The organism is Agitococcus lubricus, assembly GCF_003051055.1.
In the GTDB taxonomy this organism is placed as follows: Bacteria; Pseudomonadota; Gammaproteobacteria; order Pseudomonadales; family Moraxellaceae; genus Agitococcus; species Agitococcus lubricus.
On the sequence record NZ_QAON01000011.1, the window covers coordinates 97228 to 118896 of the forward strand.

The following is a 21669-nucleotide window of genomic DNA, read 5'->3' on the forward strand; positions in this document are numbered from 1 at the left end:
GGCTGATGAGGACAAAAGATGACTTTCAAAATCTTAATGACAGGTATCGTCTTAACGACATTAGTAGCGTGTACCAGTAAATCAGAACGTGACTACATGACAGGGTGTGTAGCCAATGGTGCGCCTAAAGAATTATGCGAATGCAGTTATGAAAAAATAAAAAGCATGTATTCAGAGGATGATTTTAACAAGATTGAAAAAGGCTATGTACCAGCTGACTTTATGGACAAGATGGTTGAGTCAACTAAGTTATGTGTTTTGGAAAATCAATAAATTAATCAGGATAAGAGAATGAAAATTAAACACATGATAATCAGTGCCTATCTCGTAATTGGTATTTTAACAGGCATTTATGGCTCAATTTGGGGGCAGTACGATTACAAGGGTGTTGCCTACAACATGGGGCGTGGCTTGTTTTGGCCTGTGGTGATGTTTCCCTCTTTAGGGCAAGTGGTGGCTTTGATTGTGATTGTCGTCTTTATTGCAGCAATTACGTTGTTTGGTAAAGGCAAATGAACGAGTCTTAGATTTATTGAGTTTACTCCCAATAGGCTAGGGCAGAAAAATCCTCTCTTCTGAATAGCTTATCAAGATTATCTTGAGAGGATGGAGACAGACATGAAGATTCATCAACTTAAAAAAGTTAACACGCTTGGCTTTAGAATTTTAAGAGCGCAGCATTATACCTGTGAGTATTGTGGTGGTCATCATCGTAGCCGTTGTAGCATTTGTGATATGCCTCCGTGTCGTTGTTTATGTTGATACTGTGCATTACCGTTAAAGGTGATACTCAGTGCAAGGTATAACCAAGATGTAAGGTTGCGTGATGGCACTCAACTTTACACTTCTTTATGAGCTAATAACGATATGGCATATTTAGCTAGAGGATGATTAAATGTTATCTTAATGACGCTAAGCCAATTTAACTAATCTCCCTCAACCTGCCTAAACGGCAAGGCTTTACTCATCTCATCACGGTAATGTTGAATCGCGACCGATTCTTCGACTAAAAAACGTTTAACAGCTTGTTTAAAGCCAGTGTGTTTAAGCCAATGTACAGAGTAGGTGAGCGTCGGTCTAAAACCACGCGGCACTTTATGCTCACCTTGTGCGCCAGAGTCAAATCGTTGAATGCCCTGTTCGATACAATACTCAATGCCTTGATAATAACAGGTCTCAAAATGTAGAAACTCCACCTCACGAATGCAGCCCCAATAACGGCCATACAAAGTATTTTTGCCTAAAAAATATAATGCTCCTGCAATCGCTTCATCGCCATCAAATGCGACAACCAACAACAAACTATCGCGCATAGTGTGATAAATACGCTCAAAAAAGTCAGGGGTTAAATAACCATGATGTCGATTATATTTTAGATTGGTTAATTGATAAAAAGCCTGAAAACGTTGCCAAAGCGTTGGGGTAATGGCATCACCTGTTAGCCGTTTAAACTCAATGCCTTGAGCAATTAGACTGTTACGCTCCTTACGCAGCGTACGGCGTTTTTTAGAATTCATTGCCGCTAAAAAGCTATCAAAGTCAGTGTATCCTTCGTTATACCAATGAAACTGACAGCCTAAGCGCATATCAGCCCCAGTCTTTACCCATTGTGCTAATTCTTGCTCATCAACAAACAACACATGCCAACCTGATGCGCCTAGTTGTTGGGCTTTGTCTTGTAATGCCTGTGCGACAATGGCGGTGACATCATCCGAACAATCGGCTGTTTTCACCAAACGTTGCCCCGTGGCAGGAGTAAACGGAATAGCCGCTAATAACTTTGGATAATAGGCTAAACCATGATTTTCGTAGGCTTCTGCCCAAGACCAATCAAAAACATATTCGCCGTAGGAATGGCTTTTTAAGTATAAGGGCATAGCGGCCAACAAACGACCATCATCCGATTCGACCAACAAGTGCATGGCTTGCCAACCACTCTCACCACCAACACTTTGACTTTCTTCTAGAGCCGCTAAAAACTCATAACGTAAAAAAGGGTAGTTTGTACCAACTAGGCTATGCCATGTCTCAGCAGAAATGGAATGAATATCGTCAATAAAACGCACGTTCATAAAAGCAGCTACGGATTAAAGAGGGGGAATTGGTAAAGGATTATAAGGATTTAGCCTATTGTTGGCGACAGATATAGTAGAGGCTGCCTAAATCGTCTTCGAGTGTAACGGATTTTTTATCTTTGAAACTGGTTGCGTATTTGGTGATAGTCGTTTATTTTTAGTAAACAGACAAAACCTTGGGGATATAACTGTCGGATTTATGATGGTGCAAGAATCTACGTTAGTCTTGCAGGGTTGCCAAATTTAAAAATACATTAATCGTAAGTTAAATTGTAACTATAAGAATGAATTATATGGATAGTAAAGTGACTTCGTTTACTCTTAAGCAGCTTGTAAATGTTCTGGCTAAGTCTTCACCTTTTTCTGTCACTACTGTATCAGAGCATCGTAAACATGATGCCTTTGATGATATTAAACGCTATCTTTATATCGAGCAAGATATAGAAAAAGAGTTTCGTAAGCGATTAACTCAACTAAAACAAGGAGATATTTTATTTCTTTGTGGTAGTAGTGGTGATGGAAAGTCAGAAATTCTAAAGCGATGTCATGATGAATATAAAAATGAATTTTATTTCCACTTAGATGCAACACATAGTTTTGCTCCAGATCAATCAGCTATTCAGGCTTTAGATCAGGTATTTGATACTATAACTGAAAGTCTACAACCTTTAATTCTAGGAATTAATGTTGGCATGCTTGCAAACTATGCAAAAGAAGGTGCAGAGCGGCATCATCATATTAAAGTTCTTATTGATCATTTTCTTGAGCAAGGTCAGCAAGAAAATAATAAGTGCCAGTTTTTAGATTTTGAACAATACCCTAAGTTTTATGTCGCGGAAAATCAAACCAATTATTCGAGATTTGCTAAACAATTAATGCAACGATTAACGGCTCCTAACAGCAGTAATCCTTTTTATATTGCAGCAAAAAATGATGAGGAAGCGAAAAAGGATCTTAGATTGGTTGCGAATTTTAGGCTTTTAGCTCGTGAGAGTGTTCAAGATGTCATTATTACCAATTTATTTAAAGCACGTCTAAAGAAAGATCAATTTATTACGACTCGTGCTTTGCTTGATTTAATACATCATTTGTTATTAGGGGAAGGGTATCTTTCAGATAATTTGTTTTATGCAACAGATAATGAGTTAGTACAGCGATTATCTGATTTTGATCCGCTTTTAAATCATACGAAGGCTCTTGATCAATTCGTGTTGCGATATGAGTTAGAGCTACCTGATCCCGAACTTGCAGATTTTTTATCAGTATTAGAAAAAGAACATATTGTTTTTAAAAAGGGTAAATCGGCCTCTTTAATTCGTTTTTTTTATTTGATGCGTCACGAGTCAATTGGTAATAATTATCATCAGCTTTTTGCATCAGACTTTAATGAAGAATTACTAGAAAAGTATTCACGGATTTGGTTTTTACATAAAAATTACGATGGGAGTGATTTGTTAAAGAATGAGTTGCGTCAATTCTATATGAATGAGTTTATCAGGTCAGTCTTCAACTATGCTAATCGTAACGCACCCTTTTTAAGACAAGGTGACTTGTTTTTAGGAGAGTTTGGCTCAATACAAGTTGCTGCACCTTTGAGCGTAAAGCCTGATTACCCTGAGATTCAGAAGAAAAAATTACCTAAGAGTGCCTATTTTGATGCTTATTTAAAATTTGATAATCAATCACTTATCCCAATCTCTGTTAGTCTCAATTTGTTTGAACTGATTTATAAGCTTAATCGTGGTTATCGCCCAAATAAATACGATAAAAATGCCATTGTTTTATTGGATGGAATTATTGAGCAAATGACGGAGTTTGCACAGTCAATGAGCATTTTACGGTTTTATGAGGGTAGAAATTGCTATGAGGTTCATAAAGATGATGGCTTGTTTATTGTAAGCAAAGGGGTAGTTTAAGATGTATCCTATTCCAGAGGTTTTAAGTCTTACCAGTAATAATAAGCCTAGTTCATATATTCCTGTTCGTAATAAAGGAAATGATTTTGCTTGGGACATTATTACAGGACTTGTATTGAGCCATGCTTTGCGAAAGCAAATAAAGCAATATGAATTTGATCAGTTTAGAAATGACTGCAAATTATTATTACAGTCAAAATTAATAGACTCCCCAAATTTTTGGGATGTAATAAATAGAATGTATTTTACTGAGGAGTCTATTTGTAAAATTTCACCTTTATTTTTATTGTTTAAAGTGCAACGTCAAGGGGAAAAGAAAAAAGACATTGGTGCTGCTAATTTTCGCATGAGTGACTTATTTTCAAATCTCATGGGTGACTTGATTTTAAAAGATGAACTTGTACAGAAGCATAATTTTATTGAGCATGAGATATTAACAATTTTTGGTAATAAGTTAGAAAAGTACGATGTGGATGCTGCAAGAGAACAAGCCTATCTACCATATTTATCTCATGCCTTTCAAAGTGATTTATCTTTTTTGGCTATACGTCCGCAGTATTTACTACAAGAATTGACTAATTTGCTTAAATTATATGCTTTTGCGTATTGCTCCCAATTATCGTTAAATATAAAAGACTGGAAATGTGAGCAGCCTGTAAGCAAACCATTATATTTTATTTTGGACACAGAAAAGGCTAGTTCAGAAAGAACACAACCTCAACGATATGGATACAGACTTTTAGTAGATACATTTGAGCAAGTCTTTCCTGTTTTATCGGCATTAGAAAACTTGCAGTTTGATGAATATAAATGTCCACTTTGGCAAGTATATCAAGACATTATTAATTACGCTGATCAGGATAGATTACTGACAGATATTAACACATACCTAGAAATATTTATTGTTGATCGTATAGGTCAAACTAGGCTTGAGCAGCATCAGCAAGCTGCATCGACTTCTGAAGCTTTTCAACAAATAATAGACTTGGCAATTGAGCAATTTAAGGTATCAACCTCATCACGCCATGAAATTAATGGAAAATATACAAGAGCTTTAAAAGAGCTATGTAGTGATTTTATTCAGTCAAGAGGTAGGTCTGGTCAGGTACTAGTGCTAAATCAAGATCAGTTAATGTTGCTGACAAATATATCGATTGGTAATAAAGATAAGTTACTCATGAATGATTTGATGAGAGAGTTTGAGCGAAGAGGGTTTTATTTAGACAAGCAATCGCAGCAGGCTTTGGTTGATTTTTATGAGCGGATGGGAAATGTGGCACGTATGAGTGACAGTGGAGATGCAGTATATGTCCGCAAAACAATATAATGATTACCTAGTACAATGTTTTCTTGATGAAGTTAACAAAGATATACAGGCAGGGTTTCGCTATCAATTTAAGTCACCAAATACTGAAAACTCTTTAGCGTTATATGACGCTTTTTTGAGAAGAGCGGATAATCAATACATTGAGATTAATAACGTAAAATTACCATTTTTAAGTTGTTCGGGTGTGCAAATTATCCCTGTTTTACATAATTCAGATGGGGAAGGTTTTACCGAAAATTATATTTCTTACCTTCGCGATGAAGTAGCAGGCCGTAGTGGAGTATTTGAGCATAGTGCTTTATTTATTATCCATAATAGCATGTTGGATACCTTGATAAATAGTGCATTAGATGTTGGTGCATGTGGCTCAGTTTGGAGTCCAGAAACTATTGCAAAGGTACTGAGAGAGCAAATACATCAAAGTGGTAGTGATAAACGATCACTTTATGAATGTTTGCTTGAAGACCAGCTTGAGCTAATTATCGAAGAGGGGGCAACTGTTTTTGGGTTTTCACCGTTATTTAGTGCAATTATAGAAGACAGCTTAAAACTAGATACATTTGGTCTTTTTAATGATCCTATTCTGTTAAATATGGCAGGTCAAACAGAGCAGGTACGCCGTCGTTTAGATGAGAACCGTAATCTTTATAATAGAATTGAGCATGATGTTGAACATTATGCAGACCAACTAGAAAAAACACTGGATGATTTTAGTCCAAGATTTATTAAAGAGCATTTTGAAGACCAGAGTAATTGGCAGTCTTTAGAATTTAAAGAATATCTTGATGAGATAAATGCAAATAAAGTACAGAAGCTTTTATTTGAATCCGCCGAGATAGCTGATGCTGTCCTCTACGAGCGAGCAAAAAGCCAAACTAAGGCAGGTTTAAAAGAGCGTAGTTTACTTTTTCAAATTCCCCAAAATCAACAAAGTATAGACTTGGTACTGACTTTTTTAGGTAATGATCTTAAAGCAGAGCAAGTGCAAATTAAGTCACCATCTATTAAAGCTATACCTGAAGTTAATCGAGCAGGTGGTAAACGGTGCAGGGTAAAAATACAAGTACCATTTACGGGAGAGCCAACTTTTATCAGTATTGATATTAAGAGGGAAAATCGCTCAGAAGAATGTAAATTCAAATGTCTTTTAGTAGAAAAAGATCGTTTTTATTTAGAGGAAATTAAAAATTGTTTCAGAATTGATTCTGCAAAGGCGTGGATGACTTTATTAATTGAAGGCAATCAGCTTCGTATTAAAGCAGATGGTGATGATGTTTATGCTATTACGGAAGGTGCTATAAATAACGTTAGCTTAGAAGATTACAGCATAGTTGATTTTGAGGACTTGGCGAATCAAACTGATACTGTACAATTCAATGTTTGCTCTGGTCAGCAAACACTATTACTTAATATTGAAGGCCCTGCTGCGGAAGATAGCGTCAATACGCCATTATTATTTGATCAAGATCGTTTTCACAAATTACTGACTGATGATTACAACGCTGAATATAATCGGCCTAAAAATAAAATCATTATTGATAATTCCGAAAGCCTTGTAGTCGGTGTTCGCCAAAGTTTATTGGCCTTTGAGTCGGATATGGTCAGCAAGCGTTTGCTATACATTAATGATTCCGAACAATTATCAATAGATGATCTTCAAGCTATTTCTCCTACTTTGTACCAAACTTATGACACTCTATTCAAATATCTCGACCAATACAAAACACTACCCAGCCTAGTTGCGTGGGGCAGTGGGTTTTGTGGCATTGTTCAAAGTGTATTAGATGCCTATGAAGAGTATTTGCTATCAATTCCGCTAAATGACGTTTTGAAAAATGAACATAAGCAAGTATTAAAAATAGGAATACACAAGCAAGCAGATAGAGAGCGTATTAGCCCTATACATCCATTAGTCTTGGCATATTATCTTCAATTAGTACGTGAGATTAATAATGATCGAGATGCAGATGGAAATTCTTCATTTACTAAATTACCGTCAGTGACTTTAGACCGTTTAGTGCCTTCGGGGCTTTTACCTTTTGTATATCACAAAGAATCAAATTTTGCGCATGTTGTTCCTGTCAAAGAAAATACATTTTGGCTCGAAATTGTTCCGCAAAAACAAGTGAGTTACAACTATGTTAAACGCCTAGTCAGAGATAAATTGGATGAGTTTACTAGAGCTTACTCACGTCTATTTAGTGTGGGTTCTCGAAGCACATTGATTATTAATTTTATAAATCAAGGTGTTGCTGCTGAGTTGTTTTTAGGGTTGATGGAGTATTTTAAAGAGCGTAAAGAAAAAGCATTTTCTATTCATGTGAACTTTTATGATGACGTGCTTATTCGTAATGAATTTGATCGGTTCTCAGAGACTTCCTCTTATGATGAATTAAAGGATTGGTTGACAATTAATAGCGGTGCTTTTCGTGGAGAGGCTGACTTATTAATTGATATTATTAGAAGCCGACTCACTTATAGTAAATTTACGATTCCCAAGGAAAATGACCAACTTGCTTATGCTCATTTAGCATTCTTTAAAAATAATTTACCTGTCGATTGTCGCTTAATTAATACGCATGAAGCCTTAAGTGGTGTGTTATGTGGCGGTTTAATTGCAGGCGAGGCATCTGAAATCAAAGGTGGTGCATATTTTACTAGCTTTGGCTTACGCCAAGTCGAACATCACTCTCAAGCATTACGTTTAGCCGCTTTACTTGGTAATCTTTGGCAGCCATCACAGCAAGCTAATACACCTTATTTGGGCAATGGGATTGGTTTAGCGGTCAGTACAGACTTTGAAGGACTATTGGAACGCTCTTACGATAGTGCCTTATGGACAACTATTATTGATCCCAAAGTGACACTAGATTTTTTTACAACACAAAAAGATGTAGTTCTGATTCATTATTCAGATCAATATACGACATCCGCTGGTTATGACGCGATCACTGTGACTAAGCAAGTCGATTTATTTAAACGACTCTTATATAAAGAGAGTGGTGGCTCTGCTATTGATAACTTACTTTCTGAGTTTAATGCCTTTAATGGTGAATGGCTATTGAGAATGCTAACCGCTCCGCCAAAAGACCGTAAAGAAAAAAATGGCATTATTGGTGGGTATAAGTTTGTTAGCGCATTACTTTGTCAGTCGGATATTAGTTGGATTCCGTTATCAGTTGCTGAAATTATTCGCGTTTCAGGTAATGTCGGATTAAAGATGAACGATAGTGAATTTTCTCGCGCTGTTCATGGCTATCGTAAAGGAGCCATTTCTGATGATGTACTTTTTGTGGGGTTTAAAGAAGATACACTCTATTTGTTGCCTCTAGAAGTTAAAACTGGTGTTCGTCCTGATTATGCTTATGCAGGTCAGCAAGCAAAAGAGCTGAAACGATACTTAATAGAAGAGGTATTACAACCAAAGACTTTAGCATCGCGTCTATATCGTGGTTTGTTTATCCGTCAAGTTTTGATGCAGGTTGAAAAGTTTCAGTTATACCAAATGATTAGTCATCAAAAGTTGGATGCGTTACTTTTACGTCGCGAATGGTGGCTAAATGGTGAATATCATGTTTCAAGCGTGCCTGATTATGTTGATGGTTTTGTTTTAGCTCATGTTGAAAATGATACTTGTTTTGAACCAAGTTACAAATTAAGCAACGATAATATTTTGCAAATAGAATTGCCTTACTCACTGTTACCGTCTTTAATTTCGCTAAATATAACTGATGATAATGCGTTAGTTGAGTTGGTGAAAACGTATAAAATTAATTCTGAATATGTTCTTAAAGCCAACACTGTAGCAAACGCCAGTGAGGCTATATCAGCTACAATCTCTACAGCTTTAGATGAAGCAGAAGTAAAGCCTGTTACTGTTGTTGTGCCAGTGGAAGAAAAAAAGCCAATACAAATCTTATTTGGTCATGATTCGTTTACCAAAGTACCACTTTACTGGGAGCCAACCAATACTGCCAAGTTTATGAATACTAATACAGGTATCATTGGCACAATGGGGACAGGAAAGACTCAGTTTACTAAATCGGTGATTACCCAGTTAATGCGGAATCAGCATTGTAATGTGAATAGTGAGCCTATTGGCATTCTGATTTTTGATTACAAATCTGACTATGTAGATGATGCTTTTATAGCGGCAACAGGTGCAAAGAAATTCAAATTGTTTAAGTTGCCATATAACCCATTAAGTTTGTATGGCGATACGCCAATGTTACCTGTGCATACTGCCGCTGGGTTTGCCGAGACGATGACACGCGCTTATGGTCTTGGTAAAAAGCAACAACTTAAATTAGAAAATCTGATTTTGGAATGCTACGAAGCGGCTGGAATTTACGCAGAAGATTCTTCAACGTGGGGACTTGTTGCACCCACGATTGAAGATGTTTGGCAACGTTTTTTGTCTGCTGAAAAAATTGATGAAGACTCTTTGTATGCAGCTTTATCAAAATTGGCTCGCTTTAAGATTTTTGAAACGATCCCTGAGAAAATGCTTAGCCTGTACGATTTAATGTCAGGTGTGACGGTTATAGAATTAGCAGGCTATCCAAGTGAAGTACAAAATCTAATTGTGGCTCTCACATTAGATTTGTTTTATTCGCAGATGCAGAAAAAAGGTAAGCCAAAAGTGCAGGGTGATTATCGGCAAATTACTAAGATGATCTTGGTAGATGAGGCGGATAATTTTATGTCTCAGGACTTTCCTAGCCTACGCAAAATTTTGAAAGAAGGGCGTGAATATGGTGTAGGTGTTGTTTTATCTACGCAGGATATTACACACTTTAAAACAGGTGATAATAATTATGCTTCTTATGTGTTAACGTGGGTTATTCACCGTGTGTCAGAGATTAAAAATGCTGATATTAAGGCTATTTTTAATAAAGATGATAAATCTGAACAAGAACAATTAATGGAAACTATTCGCAAACTTGATAAGCACTATAGCCTTTATATTGATGGTGATAAGCAAGTGAAAAAGATGCGAGATAGGGCATTTTGGGAGATTTTGCAAGTGGAGAAGTATAATGATTTCTTCTAGAGAGGACTTTCGCGAATCATTGAAAAGACGAGAGTCTCAAGCTCTGAGAGACGTTTATTTTTATAAAGAATTTTTTATCGTTATATGTTGTGGTGGAGCTGGATTTTGGCTTCCATACTTAGCAAATTGGGATACTTCACTCATTGAGCCAAAGTCAGTCTTTACATTTGGATTAGCGACATTGGCAGTTATATTTGACTCAAGATTTTTCACTAAGTCATCTGGTGATGAAACGCTTAGCGATTTGAATAAACTTATTGTAATTATAGGCATATTTGTATCAGTTTTAATTCTCTGGAAGTCAGTCTCTTCACGTAGTTATTTATTGGCCTTTTGTGGATTGTTCTGGGTGGTTCTTACTTGGTTTTATGATCGTATAAACCATTCTAAGTATAATATTGTAAATAGTAAAAACTCATTAGGAGGTGAGGTATGACACAGGAAATAAGATTGCCTGCTATAAAAGTAGAGCAACCTATAGGTGTGTTTTATGCTGTATGTATGGATGCAAAGTTTCTTAGTGATGTATCGTTCAGTACGAGAGCTGACTATAAGAGAAAAGATTTTTTAGATGGTATTCTTTCTTTAAATAGCGGAAATCAAAGAAAACTTGATGAGAAAAGAAGTGACGATATTGGAGGATTTATAGATAGCACAGAAGCAACGTTTCCTAATGCGATAATAATAGGTGCAAATATTGATAAAGATGGGAGCTTAATTGAGGATAATGCAAGTCGATGGAGGATAGAAGAAAAGAGTGATGGCTATGAGCTTGTTATTCCATCTAAAAATAAAGTTGTAACTATTATAGATGGTCAACACAGACTTTCTGGATTTTCTCATTCAGAAAGGAAAACAATGCCTCTTTTATGTTCTGTTTTTATTGACCTCCCAGCACCATACCATGCTTATATTTTTGCAACAATTAATATTAATCAGAAGAAAGTCGATAAAAGTCTTGCATATGAACTCTATGGCTTCAAGTTAGAGGATGAACCCAAAGCGAAATGGTCTCCTGAAAAACTTGCTGTATATATTGCAAGAAGAATGAATGCACATCACTCATTTCTTAAAGGAAAAATAAAACTTGGTGCATCGATTGATGGCGAAAAAGCAGAGGGGATTGTATCATTAGCGACTATAGTTGATGGTATTTTAAAATTAATAACAACTAATCCAAAGTCAGATCGTGATGAGCTACTGAACTATAAAAACACAAAAGGGAGGAATGGTTTAAGTAATGGCTCAAAAAACACACCTCTAAGACAGCTGTATTTAGATGGTCAGGATGCCAAAATAGAAAGTATTATTTTTCAATACTTTGAGGCTATCTATCAGGTCTTAGGAGATAAGCAAAAACCGAATAGTTATTTGTTTAAAAGTGTTGGATTTCAGTCTCTTTTTGAATTATTAAAAAGAAGTCTTTCTGATAATAATAGTACTTTTGATTATGAAAAAACTAAAAAGGCATTATCTGTTTTGGAGAAGGTAGATTTTTCTGACATTTTTTTTACGGCATCAGGTATAGGAGCCTCAAGAATAAAAAATGTTTGTTTTATTTTGCTTAATTACAAATCTTTAAATGAGCTTATTCAAAACAAAGATTATCAGGATTATCAAAAGTTTCTTAAAGATATGAATTAATACGGCCATCTCCATTATAGAAAGTTATTTCTATAGTTATTAAGTCTCAATGCAGGCTATAAAGAGCCTGCAAAGTCCTTTAAACTCCGATGATTACGTAGGGCAGCAATTCCATCTTCAACATGTGCTGCCCATGCCTTCATTTTATCCTTGCTACTCAGCTCAGGATAATAAAAATCAAGCATTAACTCAGTCACTGTTAGAGTATCACCAAGCCAAGTAAATTTGTCTAATACTAAACCACCATCTAATTTACGATCATTTTTTTGATAGCGAAAGTCAGTCTCAATAGAACGAAAAAACGCTAATCTAGCCGAAACATTAGGTGTAACACCTGTAGCATTTTTTAACTTTTTTAATTGGTCTTCGGTTTGAAGGGTCAATTGCATTCTGTTAGGTAACATTAACTAATCTCCAAACAACGTTGTTCCCAAAAATAACCAGTTGTCAACCAAGACGACTTAGCCGCACCATCAAAATTGATTTGATAAGAGTGTGAAATATGTGCCTGTAAATGTTCGGCAAAATACTGTTCATCCACTTCGGTATCAGTAGACAAAATAATAACTTGATGACTGGCATGAGGAAAATAATACTCAATAAGCTTATCACGATGCTTAGAGTCTAATCGACCTAATGGAGTATCAATAATCACAGGCAAATGACGACCTGATGTTTTTGCTAATGCCTCTAAGATTGCAATAGCATAAATCTGTTTTTCGCCAGCCGATAACGATTTGCGTTGAATAGCGAGACTATCTTCATTAACTAATTCAACATCAAAAGTTTGAGGGTTGATTCTTGCAGAAATTTGCAAATCTTCTTTGCGAGCAAGTTTTCGATAAGCCTGCGTAAAATTAGCAGCTAAGGTTTGTACACGAGACTCAGTAAGAGCTTCGGCATATTCATCTAGTAAACGAATGGTTTCTTGAGCGTGTTCAATCGCACTGCTTGAGCCATACTCCGCTTTGTGCTGATCGTGAAGTTTTTGAATTTGCCGCGCACAATTCAGTTCGTTTTGTTTTGCTTGTTTGGCCTTTAAAAGAAGCGCAATATATTTTTGCGTTTCAAGTTGTAGCTTTGCATCTAACTCACGTACTGCTTTAAATATATCAAGTAGTTGCTCATCATCAGGTGCGCGTTGAATGTTAGTAGAGGCATTCTCTAGTTCAATTTCTACTTCTGCTAATTTATTACGAGCCTGATTAAAAGTCTGCCATGACTTTGCGCTGTCGTTGTTAATAGCATGTGAAATTGCGCTTGTTTCTCTTTCAGAAAGATCAAAGATGATATTGGTTTTTGCCGTTTTTAAATGATCATGCAAATATTTTTTTAAGGACTCTTCGACTTCTGTTTCTATTTTTGCATAGTGACGACTAAGGTTTTTGCTTAATGTTTTGGCAAAAAGCTTTAGTTCTTTTGACACGGATTTTTCTTGTTTAATGATACTTTCAGCATCAAGTTGAGCTAGCAACTTAGAGAGAGCAGTCGGAGCAAGAGCATAGGAAAGTGTGCCTTCAAATTCTTGGCGAATTTCTTTTTCTAACTGCTCCTTCTCTTTAAGTAGCGTATTAACCTTTTGTTGTTCTTGTGCTTTGGTATAGGCAAATGCTCCACCTTGAGCAGATAGCTTTGCTTCTTGAGTGCGAATATCAGCTTTTAAGGTTTCGATGTTGATTTTAATGTGATCGGCCTCAAAACGGTATTGCTCTGCTTGGTGGCTAAACATTTCTTTTGATTGAGATAACTGTATCAATTGCTCTTGAAAGTTTTTGCCTAAACCTTTGGCATCTTGGCGTTTTAAATAAATAACTAAGTCATTACGAAGTTTAGAAACAAGGTCTAAGCCGAGTAATCGGCGTACGGCTGTTTGCAACACTTTACCTGATTCATCTTCTGCTAAAGCGGAGATTTTTTCACCATCAAAGAAAAATAAATCTGCAATGCCACTAGGAATAAGCTCATTCAAAAAACCTTGACATTGATCGTAGTTTAACTCGGTTAGAGCTTCTCCATCTTGTTGTAAAAAGAGTTGGTCTTTTTTATCACGTTCCCAACTGCGAATGACCGTAAATTCTGATTCTTTTCCATCTTTATTATAAGTGAATGTTAAAGACACTGAGGCTTCTTTGGGGCTTTGAGTATTGTTTATACCATTATGAATCAGTTCGTTAAGTTGATTAATATAATCTTGATTATTTACTAAATGTTCAAAGGCAAGGCGGCCATATAGTGCAAAACGAACCGCTGTTAGAATTGATGTTTTTCCAGCACCGTTAAGACCGCCAAATAATACAATGGGCTTAGATAATCCTTTTTCTTTACGAGGTGATAAATCGATTTCATGTGTGCCACGAAAAACACGAAAATTATGTAGCACCAATTTTTTAATGATCATAGTCCTGTATGCCCCAAGATTAAATTCGCTTCGGCTATGTTATCTATCTGTCTTTGGATAACATTAAGTTCGGACTCTATTAAGTCAATATCTGCTTGATGTAAATCAAGTTCATTTCTTTTTTGGAGCATGGCCTGTTTTTGCTCGATTTTTTCTAAAGAACCCCAATCTTGTTTAAGGATATTTTCAATACGATCAAATATCCCACTACGACGGCCTAAGCCCTCCAGTGAGGTTTCTAGCTCTATCAGCTTCATCACCATTTCGGCTTCAATAGTATAATCGCCAGCTATTTGACGTAATAATTCAGCATCAGATGAATCAAATCGTGATTGATCATTAACGATCCATTCTAAATCTTGCTGATATACTTCACGATAAATTTGGGGTAAGGAATCATTCCAATCGGGTTCGTTGGGGTCTTTAATCCATTCTTGCCTAATGGCATGTAACTCATCTTTAGTGATTAGAGTAATTTTATGGCCTTGTTGATTGAGTGTATATTCAATTTGTAATAACTCTTTAAGCCATGCCTGACGATATTTTAGCCAATAAGGGCCAGGGACGTGCTTTCGTTCTACACTAATGTCTTCACCTTCCTTAGCATATTGGTAGCTGACTTTGCCAATACGTCGTTTGTAGTTCCGATAGATTTCCTTTTGCTCTGGTAATGTTGTATTTGCTAATACATCTCTAAATTTTAATAAAGGAAGCATCCAGTCTTCGCCGCTTTGGATCAAACCTTCCATCGCTTTATCTTTGGTTACAACGGTACAAGTCCAACAACCAAAACGAGAGCTACCACAAGAAGAGGTACTGTCATCAATCACTAAAGGGCATTCGCCTTGATTGGATGAATCCATATATAGAATCCATAATGGGAGATTGCTACTTCCCCAAGGTGTTTCCCATTCTGGAATATCTGATGTATAACGGAAAGCTCCGCGTAGTAGCCGCCAAACGTCTTCTACATTCCATGTATCAATAGGGGTGTAGATAAAAGCATTAGCAAGTGTTGTATGGCGAGCCAATCGAGTACCATCAATTTTATGTTTAGCTATGACCTGCGCCCGAGAAATGCTTTCACTGCTACGAGAACCTAAAACTACGATAACCTCATCAAAAAGACTGACTTTATCTTTAATGAATTCACTGATGGGGCGAATTTTCATCCGTTCTGTACACCACCGAAAACTTTTTGTAGGTGCAGGGTATCCTTTACCCAATAAATTGACCCAAAAAGTCTCACCAACTTTGGGTATAACGGAATGACAAGTAATAGGAAGCTTATCTCGCTTAGCTGCTTTTTCTACTAACGCCATTGTGCGACTAATAAGATCAACAACGACAGGGGTTTCTACTAATGTATCGGAAGAAATAACAAAAACTTGTTTATTTCGTAATTCTGGTGGCAATCCTAAAAGGGCTAAATAGACTAATGTCATCACAGCAGAAGAGTCTTTACCCCCACTATAACCAATAACCCACGGCCTTTTATCTGAACAATAGATACGTTGAACTTCAGAGATGTATTCTGCTAAAGGACGGCCAGCAAAACTCTCCTGATTAATATAGTCTTCATAATCGGATAAATCATAAGCCTGTAATAAATCACTCATTATTTAATAACCTGTTGTTCAATGAGGGTGTCTTCTGGACTAAGGGGAATGTTAAGTGCTTGCTTAAGCGCATTACAGGTTAAGTGAATGGCGACAGTTGTTTTACTTAACTTACCGTGAGGCATCGTTCTACGCATCCATTCAGGATTTGTTTTACGCCAATTAATAGTCTTAAGTTTAACTAAATCATCTCGCCAGTGATCAGGGCGTTCACAAAGTAATGTTCTGCCTAATAAACCAATAGCATGAAGCCCTACGCCATGAGCATGTAAATATTCTTGGCGGAGTTGCATAGTAGAAACTTCTTTTTTTATGGCCATTTGCCAATCGGGCATATTAAGATAAACAAGCTGCCAAAACTCTGTTGCAAGAGCCATTTCTTCTGCGGTGTAAGTATCTTTTGAGCTTTTGCCAAGTAATGCTCTTGTTGCTTGCTTAATACTACTTAAGGTAAATAGTTTATTGGACAACGTTGAAATGTTTGATTTTTCCATTTCAGTAAAACCCATAAATGGTTCTACATGATTAATTAAATGCCGAGCTAATTCAGAATTATGGTCTCTATGGTCATACAGTGTTGCTAAAGAAGGACTGGGTTTGACAGCATATTTATTAAGGTCAGCAAACATTTGTTGGCTGCGTTTTAAACCTTCATCAACAAAAAATAAGATAGGGATGTTGTCTTGACCAAGCTCAGGACGTTCAGCGAGAGCTTCCTCAATCGCTTTACGTCGGTGTTGGCCGTCATTAATAAGAATTTGTGCATCTAGCGGAATGCGTAGCATTCCTAAGTTATTAGATTTGGTATGTTCGTCAAATTTAACATCTACATTAATAGAGGCGGTTAAAGCTGAGAAAACATAGTCTTTGGGATTATCTAAGATATAACGCACCATCTCAGGAATACGTGATTTATTCAAAGTGCGTTGCGCCCGTAATTCAGGTGGCACTTCATTTTCATCAAAGCTGAAAATTTTAGGAATGATTCGTAGTGGACAAGTGGCAATATAAAAAGGCCGACCAGCTTGCACACCACGGACAGCAGGAAATGAATAACAGTAGTCTGAGTCAAGGTTGTTCATTTTATTTTCCCTATAGAGCAAAGAGAATATCCTAGTGCAGTTTAAGATAACGTATATACTGTATATTATACCAAAAAATAACGTAATGTGATCGTGTTACGTTATTAAAAATAACGTAATTTAAATTTAAGCATGATTTTTCGTGTAAGTAATGGCTATAAATTTTAGAAATAATTTTGACTTTAGATAGTGGAATACAACGTGATACAAGGCAAAAAGGTTTTAAATCACTATTACTGGCATGAAAGCTTGTTATGTCAACAGCCGAGTCATGTACAAGCACATGTAGCAGAAGCGATTAAGTTGGCCCATTTAGAAGGAATGCAAACCTATAACGTCATTAAATATGCTGAGGATGGTCAGAAAATTTCTTTGTTAGACTACTCACAGTTTTTTGATAATCCTTTTCCCTCATTGTGGTCTAGTTACACGGTTGACTTGATTGCAAAAACAGTCAATTGCCGCTCTTACGATGAGTCGCGTAATCCACCTATATTGCATAGAAAAGAATTACTTCTGCCAGTTGATCATCCTAAAATCAGTGAGTATCAATCCTTAACTCAAGCTGCTGAGTTATTGGGCTTGTTTGATCAACCAAAGATTATTGGTTTCAAAGAAACGTGGTCTCAATTAATCGCTCAAAAAGGCTATCAACTGGTTGATCATACGCTAATTCCTTTAGGTAATGATGAGCAAGATAATAGTCCTGAAAATGCTGATGACAAAATTGATGTTGAGAATATTATTGTACAACGGCATAGAACGGCATTAACACGTTATAACTTATCAGCACCTATGCAACTATTAGAACGCTTTGGCTTTTTTAATCAAGAAAAAACAGTGTTTGATTATGGCTGTGGTAAAGGAGATGATGTTCGAAATCTACAAGCTAATTCTATAGCGGCTAATGGTTGGGATCCTTATTTTGCGCCTAATTGCCCCAAGATTGAATCTGACATTGTTAACTTAGGTTTTGTCATTAATGTGATTGAAAATATTAATGAGCGAAGACAAGCTCTGTTGGGCGCATACAATCTTTGTAAGGAGTTGTTGGTTGTCTCAGCAATGATTTACAACCAAAACTCATTTAAAGGAAAGCAATTTGAAGATGGTGTTTTAACCTCGCGTCATACCTTTCAAAAATATTTCACTCAAGCAGAATTAAAAGAATTCATTGACCATACCTTAAGTGCAGATGCAATTGCGGTAGGTGTGGGGATATTTTTTGTTTTTAAAGATGCTTATGCCGAGCAAAAGTTTCAATCGGGCAGACAACGTAGCCGTTCTAAATTAATACGTCTAGTTGAGCGTCAGAAAGCCATTAAACCACCCTCAAAACGCGAAGAACGTTACCAAGAGCGTTTAACGGCCATTCAAAATCTTCGATTGGTTTGGCTGACACTAGGCCGTCAACCATACAAAGATGAAGTTCAAGATGTTGATATGCTTGAGCAAACCTTTGGTAGCTTCCCTAAAGCTATTCGTTTCATGCTGGAAGAAACAGACAAAGACTTATTGTTACAGGCGCAAAATAACCGTTTGGATGATTTGTTGGTTTATTTCGCCTTGTACAGTTTTAGCCGAAAAAAACCTTACCGTCATTTAGAACTGGGTTTGCAGCGTGACATTAAAGTATTTTTTGGTGATTATGAGCAAGCAATTACTCAAGGCAAAAAGCTTTTATTTGCTTTGGCTGACACCGCCGCAATAGAAAAAGCCTGTAAACAAGCCAGTGAAAAAGGGGTAGGGTTTTACGATAATGAAAAAGCTTTGCATGTGATTTCTGACAATGTAGAGCTGCTGCCGCCTATGCTGAGAGTTTACATTGGCTGTGGTGCCATGTTGTATGGTGATATATCCCGTGCCGATATGATTAAGGTTCATGTACATAGCGGCAAGTTAAGCATTATGCGCTACGACGATTTTTCAGCCCGTTTGCCTAAGCTCATGGAGAGAGTCAAAATTAAGCTAAGGGTGCAAGATTTTGACTATTTTGAGTATGGCGAAGAATATGAACCAACATATTTGTACTTTAAGTCTAAATACTTGAATGAGGATCATGTTGAATATGCCGACCAACTTGAGTTTGATGAAAAACTAGAGTCTTTATCTCTATTCGATTTTAGTGGATATGGGCCAAAGCCCAGCGTATTCCATCAAGTTTTAGCTGATGCTCGCTGGCAGGTTATTGACCATCAATTGATACGTAGTCAATTAGTCCCTAGCCCTGACGATGATTGTGGAGGCAATTTCACTTATAGGGATTTAATTGAATGTGGTGAAACATGGCAAAAAATAAAAATCAGCAATAATCCCCTACAAGCTGATAGTTATACCGCGTTGTATGAATTAGCCAAAAATATATTAGACCCCGTAATTGATTATTATGGCATGATTAAGTTGACCTATGGTTTTGCTTCTCCTGCCTTAACTAAGCATATTAAAAGTCGTATCGCCCCAAAGCTAGACCAACACGCGGCACACGAAAAAAATAAAAAAGATGAGTATGTTTGCGAACGTCTGGGAGCCGCCGTAGATTTTGTGATTGAAGATGAAAATATGCTAGAGGTTGTTGAATGGATTAAGGATAATTTGATTTTTGATAGGCTTTATTTTTATGGTGATAATAGACCTATTCATATTAGCTATAATTATCTCTATGAAAATAAAAAAGAAATTATTGAAATGCGTTTGACAGAAACTGGAAGATTAGTGCCTAAAAAGTGGGTGGATACAAAAAATAAAAGTTAGATATTCTGATAGATACTAAGCCAAACAGTCATAATAGTAACTATTCGTCTTGTCTGACCTTTGACTATCCTCATTTTTACGACTATGAGTTATTGTGTAAAAGCGTAAACTATTAGAAAAGAGACAGCGATGAACACGCCACAATCAACACCTATCCCTCAACAAGCCTTCGATTGGTATGATGAATATGCACATGGCTTAATTGATAGACGTACCTTTATGAGAAACCTCGGTGGGTTAGCGGCTCTCGGTTTTTCGATGAGTGTGTTAACGGCTGCTTTATTACCTAATTATGCCTTTGCAGAACAAGTCTCGTTTAATGATGATGCCATAAAAGCAACCTACACAGAGTTTGACTCACCCGATGGACATGGCAAAGGCCGAGGTTATCTTGTTGTCCCTAAAGACTTAAACGCCAAACGTCCTGTGGTATTAGTCATCCATGAAAATCGTGGCTTAAACCCTTATATTGAAGATGTAGCAAGACGACTGGCAAAAGTGGGTTTTATCGCCTTTGCCCCTGATGCCTTATTTCCTTTAGGGGGCTATCCGGGAAACGATGATGAAGGACGTGCCATGCAAAAATCGATGGATGAAGCCAAAATTCGCCATGATTTTGTCGCTGCCGCACGCTTTTTAAAATCGCATCCTCACAGCAATGGTAAGTTAGGGGCAGTTGGCTTTTGTTTTGGCGGATATATCGTCAATTATTTAGCCGCCGTTGATGCAGAGCTTTTGAGTGCGGCTGTACCTTTTTATGGAACGCCTACCAGTGCAGACTTACGAAAAAATATTAAAGCACCGCTGTTGATTCACCTCGCCGAACAGGATAAACGCGTTAACGATTCATGGCCTGAATATGAGCAAGACCTAAAAGCCAATAAAGTGGAATATACCATGCACATGTATAAAGATGCTCAACATGGTTTTCATAATGATTCGACCGCCCGATACGACAAAGAAAATGCCGAACTTGCATGGCAACGCACGCTTGCTTTTTTAAATAAAAAATTAAGTTGATTGCCAAGGACAGTTTAAAATTGACCTTTGTAGCGTATAGCGTGTGCAATACCTAGCATCAATTGTATTGATGTTATCAAAAAAGAGTGCATGATTTTCGCTGGTACACTAGCATTTTAAGGCGCAGACAGTTTTTTAACTTGAATTTTTTTGCCATCAGTACACAATCTGTCTGTAAAGCAAAATGCTTTACATGAAATACATGTGGGAGTTTCAAGATGGCAAATATTAATATTCGAGTTGATGATGCGCTGAAAGAGCGTGCCTATTCGGTCTTAGCACAATTAGGTATATCACCCTCAGATGCGATGCGTCAATTTTTAGCCTATATTGCAGATAATGGTAAGCTGCCTATTAAAGCAATCATGGTGTCGGATGAAGATGCCGAACTTATTGCTATTGTACAAGAGCGGTTAAAAAATCCTCAGCCTCTACGGGTTAATCTAGATGACCTATGAGCTAGCGTTTGACCAACGTGCACTTAAGGAATTTAAAAAATTAGGTGCAACCATCAGGCAACAATTCAAAAATAAATTAGTACAAGTTTTGGAAAATCCGCATATACCAGCTAATAAACTTTCGGGTATGGCTAACTGTTATAAAATCAAATTGAGGTCAGCAGGTTATAGACTGGTTTATCAAGTGCAAGATGAGCAGGTAGTTGTGTTTGTTGTTGCGGTAGGTAAACGTGAAGCTAATGAAGCTTATAACACTGCAAATCAACGACTTGGCGATTTAGAGCCGCCAAAAAAATAAATCAAATAAAGCAAAAAAGCAGCCTGCC

Annotated in this window: 17 protein-coding genes; 12 read left to right on the forward strand and 5 right to left on the reverse strand. The window is 36.9% G+C overall.

From position 1 onward, the window contains the following. Window positions 1-18: 18 nt before the first annotated feature. The 3 genes from C8N29_RS11525 (at window position 19) to C8N29_RS16765 (ending at window position 762) form a co-directional block, all read left to right on the forward strand. A complete protein-coding gene (locus tag C8N29_RS11525) occupies window positions 19-273 on the forward strand; it encodes a hypothetical protein (protein ID WP_107866206.1) in 255 nt (84 codons plus the stop codon). Window positions 274-291: 18 nt separating this feature from the next. Next, window positions 292-516, forward strand: a complete 225-nt coding sequence (locus C8N29_RS11530; protein ID WP_107866207.1) for a hypothetical protein — start codon at window positions 292-294, stop codon at window positions 514-516. A gap of 102 nt (window positions 517-618) precedes the next feature. After that, window positions 619-762, forward strand: coding sequence for a hypothetical protein (locus C8N29_RS16765; RefSeq protein ID WP_170106971.1), 144 nt, complete (start codon window positions 619-621; stop codon window positions 760-762). A 164-nt stretch (window positions 763-926) separates the two neighbouring features. Here the strand turns inward: C8N29_RS16765 and C8N29_RS11535 are convergent, their stop codons facing one another. After that, window positions 927-2072, reverse strand: coding sequence for a GNAT family N-acetyltransferase (locus C8N29_RS11535; RefSeq protein ID WP_107866208.1), 1146 nt, complete (start codon window positions 2070-2072; stop codon window positions 927-929). 296 nt (window positions 2073-2368) lie between these two features. Between C8N29_RS11535 and dptF the strand changes: the two genes are divergently transcribed. The 5 genes from dptF to C8N29_RS11560 are packed head-to-tail and all read left to right on the forward strand — an operon-like array spanning window position 2369 to window position 12015. Next, window positions 2369-3991, forward strand: coding sequence for a DNA phosphorothioation-dependent restriction protein DptF (gene dptF, locus C8N29_RS11540; protein ID WP_204509344.1), 1623 nt, complete (start codon window positions 2369-2371; stop codon window positions 3989-3991). A 1-nt stretch (window position 3992) separates the two neighbouring features. Beyond that, window positions 3993-5318, forward strand: a complete 1326-nt coding sequence (gene dptG / locus C8N29_RS11545) for a DNA phosphorothioation-dependent restriction protein DptG (RefSeq protein ID WP_107866209.1) — start codon at window positions 3993-3995, stop codon at window positions 5316-5318. Then, entirely contained in the window at window positions 5299-10371 is a 5073-nt protein-coding gene (gene dptH, locus C8N29_RS11550) for a DNA phosphorothioation-dependent restriction protein DptH (protein ID WP_107866210.1), read from the forward strand. Before dptG ends, dptH begins: the two co-directional genes overlap by 20 nt. After that, complete coding sequence (locus tag C8N29_RS11555) at window positions 10358-10807, forward strand: hypothetical protein (RefSeq protein WP_107866211.1); 450 nt, start codon at window positions 10358-10360, stop codon at window positions 10805-10807. The genes dptH and C8N29_RS11555 overlap by 14 nt, the downstream gene beginning before the upstream one ends. Next, the gene (locus C8N29_RS11560) at window positions 10804-12015 is read left to right on the forward strand and encodes a DGQHR domain-containing protein (protein WP_107866212.1); all 1212 of its coding nucleotides are present in this window, start codon (window positions 10804-10806) and stop codon (window positions 12013-12015) included. The genes C8N29_RS11555 and C8N29_RS11560 overlap by 4 nt, the downstream gene beginning before the upstream one ends. A gap of 56 nt (window positions 12016-12071) precedes the next feature. Here the strand turns inward: C8N29_RS11560 and dndE are convergent, their stop codons facing one another. From dndE to dndB, 4 genes are read right to left on the reverse strand one after another with little or no spacing between them, the layout of a single operon-like run. Then, on the reverse strand, window positions 12072-12419 hold the full coding sequence (gene dndE / locus C8N29_RS11565; RefSeq protein WP_107866213.1) for a DNA sulfur modification protein DndE: 348 nt from the start codon (window positions 12417-12419) through the stop codon (window positions 12072-12074). Beyond that, window positions 12419-14413 (reverse strand): DNA sulfur modification protein DndD, encoded by a 1995-nt coding sequence (gene dndD, locus C8N29_RS11570; protein ID WP_107866214.1) that lies wholly within the window; start codon window positions 14411-14413, stop codon window positions 12419-12421. Before dndD ends, dndE begins: the two co-directional genes overlap by 1 nt. Then, complete coding sequence (gene dndC / locus C8N29_RS11575) at window positions 14410-16032, reverse strand: DNA phosphorothioation system sulfurtransferase DndC (RefSeq protein ID WP_107866215.1); 1623 nt, start codon at window positions 16030-16032, stop codon at window positions 14410-14412. Before dndC ends, dndD begins: the two co-directional genes overlap by 4 nt. Then, window positions 16032-17114, reverse strand: coding sequence for a DNA sulfur modification protein DndB (gene dndB / locus C8N29_RS11580; RefSeq protein WP_107866216.1), 1083 nt, complete (start codon window positions 17112-17114; stop codon window positions 16032-16034). The genes dndC and dndB overlap by 1 nt, the downstream gene beginning before the upstream one ends. 201 nt (window positions 17115-17315) lie before the next feature. Between dndB and C8N29_RS11585 the strand changes: the two genes are divergently transcribed. The 4 genes from C8N29_RS11585 (at window position 17316) to C8N29_RS11600 (ending at window position 21641) form a co-directional block, all read left to right on the forward strand. After that, window positions 17316-19865 carry a DNA phosphorothioation-associated putative methyltransferase gene (locus C8N29_RS11585; protein WP_204509345.1) on the forward strand — a complete coding sequence of 850 codons (2550 nt, stop codon included), beginning with the start codon at window positions 17316-17318 and terminating at the stop codon, window positions 19863-19865. Window positions 19866-19994: 129 nt separating this feature from the next. Then, window positions 19995-20885, forward strand: coding sequence for a dienelactone hydrolase family protein (locus tag C8N29_RS11590; protein WP_107866217.1), 891 nt, complete (start codon window positions 19995-19997; stop codon window positions 20883-20885). A 218-nt stretch (window positions 20886-21103) separates the two neighbouring features. Beyond that, window positions 21104-21343, forward strand: a complete 240-nt coding sequence (locus tag C8N29_RS11595) for a type II toxin-antitoxin system RelB/DinJ family antitoxin (protein WP_107866218.1) — start codon at window positions 21104-21106, stop codon at window positions 21341-21343. Then, window positions 21333-21641, forward strand: a complete 309-nt coding sequence (locus C8N29_RS11600) for a type II toxin-antitoxin system RelE family toxin (protein ID WP_107866219.1) — start codon at window positions 21333-21335, stop codon at window positions 21639-21641. The genes C8N29_RS11595 and C8N29_RS11600 overlap by 11 nt, the downstream gene beginning before the upstream one ends. The last annotated feature ends 28 nt before the right edge of the window (window positions 21642-21669 follow it).